At 36.2% G+C, this 5,403-nt stretch carries 5 protein-coding genes; 2 read left to right on the forward strand and 3 right to left on the reverse strand.

The features are described 5' to 3' along the window. A partial coding sequence (locus AB3X49_RS17030; protein WP_367963555.1) for a DUF554 domain-containing protein occupies positions 1 to 696 on the reverse strand: 696 nt, incomplete at its 3' end. A gap of 213 nt (positions 697 to 909) precedes the next feature. Here AB3X49_RS17030 and AB3X49_RS17035 point away from each other — a divergent pair. Beyond that, complete coding sequence (locus AB3X49_RS17035; protein ID WP_002126792.1) at positions 910 to 2,013, forward strand: CapA family protein; 1,104 nt, start codon at positions 910 to 912, stop codon at positions 2,011 to 2,013. 52 nt (positions 2,014 to 2,065) lie between these two features. Continuing rightward, the gene (locus tag AB3X49_RS17040; protein ID WP_012260734.1) at positions 2,066 to 2,293 is read left to right on the forward strand and encodes a hypothetical protein; all 228 of its coding nucleotides are present in this window, start codon (positions 2,066 to 2,068) and stop codon (positions 2,291 to 2,293) included. Positions 2,294 to 2,392: 99 nt separating this feature from the next. Here the strand turns inward: AB3X49_RS17040 and ilvA are convergent, their stop codons facing one another. Together ilvA and ilvD are read right to left on the reverse strand one after the other, a co-directional pair. Continuing rightward, positions 2,393 to 3,655 carry a threonine ammonia-lyase IlvA gene (gene ilvA, locus AB3X49_RS17045; RefSeq protein ID WP_002012149.1) on the reverse strand — a complete coding sequence of 421 codons (1,263 nt, stop codon included), beginning with the start codon at positions 3,653 to 3,655 and terminating at the stop codon, positions 2,393 to 2,395. A gap of 32 nt (positions 3,656 to 3,687) precedes the next feature. Continuing rightward, on the reverse strand, positions 3,688 to 5,361 hold the full coding sequence (gene ilvD / locus AB3X49_RS17050) for a dihydroxy-acid dehydratase (RefSeq protein ID WP_002012150.1): 1,674 nt from the start codon (positions 5,359 to 5,361) through the stop codon (positions 3,688 to 3,690). Positions 5,362 to 5,403 lie beyond the last annotated feature (42 nt).

A 5,403-nucleotide genomic window follows, 5' to 3' on the forward strand; every position in this document is an offset into this window, starting at 1 on the left:
ACCGTATATAATAGAAACAATTACTCCAACCATTAATATGCCTGGAAGTAAATTTGCCACTTTAATTTTAATAAATCCAAGTAAGTTTAATCCGATTGCGAATATCATAATACCGCCAGTAGCCGTCATTTCCACTATAAATTGATTCATTAATTCTTTTGGAACAAAACTATTAATTTGTGTTGCAAAAACTGCAATACCTCCCTCATATAAAATCACTGGAATCGCTGAAAATACTACGCCAATTCCTAGAGTTGTCGTTAATATAATAGAAATGAATCCATCGATAATCGCCTTTGTAAATAAAATATCATGATTTCCGCGAATCCCACTGTCCAATGCACCAAGTATCCCCATCGCTCCGATTGCAAAAATAAGCGTGGCTGTTACAAAGCCTTCTGATATGCTCCCTTTCCCTTTCGATCCAACTTTATTTTCTAGCCAATCCCCTAACAGTTTTAACCTTTCTTCTAATTGTAGCCATTCTCCGATTACCGTACCAATAACTAAACTTAGTATGACAACAAGAAAATTTTCACTTTTTAATGCCATTTGAAGTCCAAGTACAGTAACCGCTAAACCAATTGCATGCATAATTGTTCCCTTCATACTTTCTGGAATCGCACTAAATAATTTACCAAGTAAAGTACCAAATATAATACAAATCCCATTTACAACTGCTCCTAATATAACCATTTCTCATTCTTCACCCTTCGAATTCTTTATTTCTATATTTTGGTTTATACATTGATTTACAGGTTACCTATATGTTAACGTAATATTGTGAATATTAATAAACGTTTTTCACTACATAACCCGCTATTTTTTTGTAACTATACAAAGACCGATTGCCTTTAGTAGATTCATTGTTAATCTAATTGCGGGATAAACTCAAAAGGGAAGGTATTTATGAAAACTTTACTAAAACGATTTCTGTTAATAGCCTTTTTCATTACACCAATTGTTTTATTAATCAACTACTCTTTTATTTCAAAAGCGAAAGACAAACCTGATATGCAAAACAAATCTAGTAAAACAGCTTCAAAAAGCGAAAAGAAAACCGAAGACCCTGAAATCACACTCACCTTCTCTGGTGATACAATGTTCGATTGGCAATTACGTCCCGTAATCGAAAAAAATGGGGCTGATTATCCATTCCAACACGTAAAAGAAGAAATAACGAAAGCTGATATTTCTTTTGTTAATTTAGAGTCAGCATTTACAACGAGAGAAAAAAAAGTACCTGGGCAACAATTTTGGATTAAAAGTGATCCATCCACACTACAAGCCATTAAAAACACCGGATATGACATCGTGAACATTGGCAATAACCATACACTTGATTATGGGCAAGATGGACTACTAGACACCATTTCTCACGTCGAAAAATTAAAACTACCTTACACTGGAGCCGGAAAAAATGCTGAAGATGCTTATACTGCTCGTGAACTAACTGTAAAAGGAAAAAAGTTTAAATTTCTTTCCTTTGTACGCTTTATGCCCAACTTTAATTGGGTAGCTGGTGACAATAAACCCGGCGTTGCAAACGGATATGACCTAGATCTTGTAACAAAAACGATTCAAGAGCAAAAGAAAGATGCTGATTATGTAATCGTCTATATGCATTGGGGCGTCGAAAAATCTAATCGCCCAATAGAATACCAGAAACAATATGTTCCGAAAATGGTAGAGGCGGGTGCTGATGCAATCGTTGGAAGTCACCCGCATTGGTTACAAGGATTTGAGTATTACAATAAAGTTCCTATCGCATACTCGTTAGGAAACTTTTTATTCCCGAATTATGTAAATGGAAAGAGTGCCGAAACAGGCGTATTAACTTTAACCTTTAAAGGTAAGGATGTCCAAATGTCATTCAATCCTTACATCATTCGCAACAACCAAGTTTCTCCTGTAAATGAAGAAGAAAAGAAAAAAGCACTGCAATATTTACAAACGGTTTCAACTGATGTAGAAATTGATGACACTGGGAAAATAATAAACAAACGCAACTAAACAGCACGAGATTCATTTCTCTGTAACATACATTACGGGATAGGTGATGAATATGCTGAAAAACTTATTAGAAAATATAAGTCTGTTAGAAAACGTGTATAAAATATCTATAGCGATCCTGCTTTTATGTTCATTTTTTTCTGTTAGACTTCTAAGAAAAATAAAGCGCGAGAGAAAACTTACTCCCTTTGAATTTACAATGTATGTAATCATTCGTATTGCAATACTTTTTTGGTTAACTAGCTTTATCCTTCTTGAATATGGAGCGTATTTCGTTTAACTTTCAAAGAATAAAAAAGATAGAACAAGCAGGATTTCCCTCCGCTTGTATCTACCTTTTTTATTTCAAGTAGAATTGTATGTTAACTCTTTTCTTTTATTAAATAAGTAAATCAAACAGCACAGGATTTTTATTAAGCTCCACGAATTGAATGTTATTTTCTTGAAAACGAGTAATTAAAGCTTCATAGTCTTCCTTATGCTTTAATTCTACCCCCACTAAAGCTGGACCATTTTCTTTATTATGTTTCTTAATATACTCAAAGCGAGTAATATCATCTTCCGGTCCTAATCCTTTATCAAGAAACTCTCGTAGTGCTCCTGAACGTTGCGGAAATTCAATGATGAAATAGTGCTTTAATCCTTCATGAATAAGGGATCGTTCTTTCATTTCTTGCATTCTATCAATATCATTATTTCCACCACTTAACGTGCATACAACTGTTTTTCCCTTTATTTCATCTCTGTATAGATCAAGTGCCGCAATAGAAAGCGCACCAGCTGGCTCTGCTACAATCGCATTTTTCTTATACAGTTCTAAAATCGTTGTACAAACCTTTCCCTCCGGTACTAAAACAATATCATCAATTACATCTTTACATGTTTCAAAAGTTAACTTTCCTACCTTCTTAACAGCTGCTCCATCAACAAAACTATCAATCTTTTCTAATGCAACATTTTCATTTTGAAGAAAAGCTTCTTTCATAGATGCAGCTCCCATCGGTTCTACACCGATTACCTTTGTAGTAGGACTAACCCCCTTTACATATGTACCAATACCAGATGCTAATCCACCACCGCCAATTGCTGTAAATATATAATCAACTGGTTTCTCCATATCATGCATAATTTCAACAGCGACTGTTCCTTGACCAGCAACGACATACGGATCATCAAACGGATGTACAAATGTCATCCTATTTTCTACACAATAGCGCTGCGCCTCTTGGAAAGAACTATCAAATGTATCACCAACTAATACAATGTCTGCGAAATCACCACCGAAAAATTCAACTTGTGATACTTTTTGCTTAGGTGTCGTTGTCGGCATGAAAATTTTTGACGGAATCTTCAATAAATTACACGTATAAGCAACTCCTTGTGCATGATTACCAGCACTTGCACAAACAACACCATTTTGTAACTTTTCTTTCGGTAAACTTTGAATTAAATTATACGCACCACGAATTTTGAAAGAACGAATAACTTGTAAATCTTCTCGCTTAACATATACGTCACATTCATATTTCTCAGATAAAACTGAATCTCGTTGTAACGGTGTTTTAATAACGATATCTTTCATGCAATTATGAGCCATTAAGATATCTTCAATTTTCACTCTCTCCTTTACATTTTGCACCATTTTATATCATCCTTATCTCTTTTTATATTGGCTCAATCAAAATTCGGGATTTTCAGAACTGCACCTGTATTCGCCGATGTTACCATTTGTGCATAACGTCCAAGCCACCCAGTTTTCACTTTTGGTTCTGGTCGTTTCCACCCTTTTTTACGCTTCTCTAATTCCTCATCACTAACTCTCACTTCTAACAAGCGTTCCTCAACATCAATACATACAATATCTCCTTGTTCAAGAAGTGCAATCGTTCCGCCAGCTGCTGCTTCTGGTGAAATATGCCCTACCGAAATACCACGTGAAGCACCAGAGAAGCGACCATCAGTTAAAAGTGCAACATCTGCTCCTAATCCCATACCAGCAATTGCTGATGTTGGTGCTAACATTTCCGGCATACCAGGTCCGCCTCTTGGTCCTTCATAGCGAATAACAACTACATCTCCTTTCTTAACTTTCCCAAGCATAATGCCGGCAAGCGCCTCATCTTGTGAATTAAAAATAACGCAAGGTCCTTCAAATCGTTTTACTTCTGTTGCTCCGCTTTTAATAACCGCTCCGTCTTTCGCAAGGTTTCCTTTTAATATACGTAATCCTCCTTCTTCACTATGAGGATTTTCTAGAGAATGAATAACTTCCTTATCTTGAATCTCTGCATGAGCAATGTTTTCTCTTAATGTTTGCCCAGTAGCAGTTATACGATCAAGGTGAAGTACCCCTTCTTTTCGGCTCATCTCTTTCAAAATTGCACTAATCCCGCCTGCGCGATCGATATCTTCCATATGCCAATTAGAAGCTGGACTTACTTTACATAAATGCGGTACACGTCTTGAAACTGCATCAATGCGGTTCATATCGTAATCTAACCCCGCCTCTTGTGCGAGTGCTAACGTGTGTAATACTGTATTCGTTGATCCACCCATCGCCATATCAAGTGCAAACGCATCATCAATTGCTTCTTCTGTTACAATGTCGCGTGGTTTAATATCTCTTTCAATTAAAATTTTTAATTTTTCTGCTGCTTGTTTAATTAACTCCTCACGTCTTGGATCAATCGCTAAAATACTCCCGTTACCAGGAAGAGCTAAACCTAACACTTCACATAAACAGTTCATAGAGTTCGCTGTAAACATACCGGAACAAGAACCACAAGATGGACAGCCATGATCTTCAATATCCTTTAATTCTTCTTCTGAAATTTTCCCAGATTGATAGGCTCCTACCCCTTCAAAAACAGAACTTAAATCGACAACTTCCCCTTTAGATGTTTTCCCCGCTGCCATCGGACCACCTGAAACGAAAACAGTTGGAATGTTTATTCGAAGTGCAGCCATCATCATACCTGGTGTAATTTTGTCACAGTTTGGAATACAAATCATTCCGTCAAACCAGTGTGCATTTACAACCGTTTCTACTGAATCTGCAATGATTTCACGACTCGGAAGCGAATAACGCATACCGATATGACCCATCGCAATACCGTCATCTACTCCAATTGTATTAAATTCAAATGGAACCATGCCTGCTGCACGTACTGCTTCTTTAACAAGTTTCCCAAACTCATTTAAGTGCTTATGACCTGGAATAATTTCAATAAAAGAATTACAAATTGCTATGAATGGTTTATCAAAATCTTCATCTTTTAAACCAGTTGCTTTTAATAAACTACGATGCGGAGCTTTATCAAAACCTTTTTTAATCATGTCACTTCTCATCTTGTCAAATCCCTTCTTACACATTTTTTCTCTTACTTAATC

This window comes from Bacillus sp. C30 (assembly GCF_040838255.1).
Taxonomy (GTDB): Bacteria; Bacillota; Bacilli; order Bacillales; family Bacillaceae_G; genus Bacillus_A; species Bacillus_A mycoides.

Coding starts and splice junctions, on each gene's coding strand:
- AB3X49_RS17035 (WP_002126792.1), top strand. CDS start 910: ATGAAAACTTTACTAAAACGATTTCTGTTAATAGCCTTTTTCATTACA.
- AB3X49_RS17040 (WP_012260734.1), top strand. CDS start 2,066: ATGCTGAAAAACTTATTAGAAAATATAAGTCTGTTAGAAAACGTGTAT.
- ilvA (WP_002012149.1), bottom strand. CDS start 3,655: ATGGTGCAAAATGTAAAGGAGAGAGTGAAAATTGAAGATATCTTAATG.
- ilvD (WP_002012150.1), bottom strand. CDS start 5,361: ATGAGAAGTGACATGATTAAAAAAGGTTTTGATAAAGCTCCGCATCGT.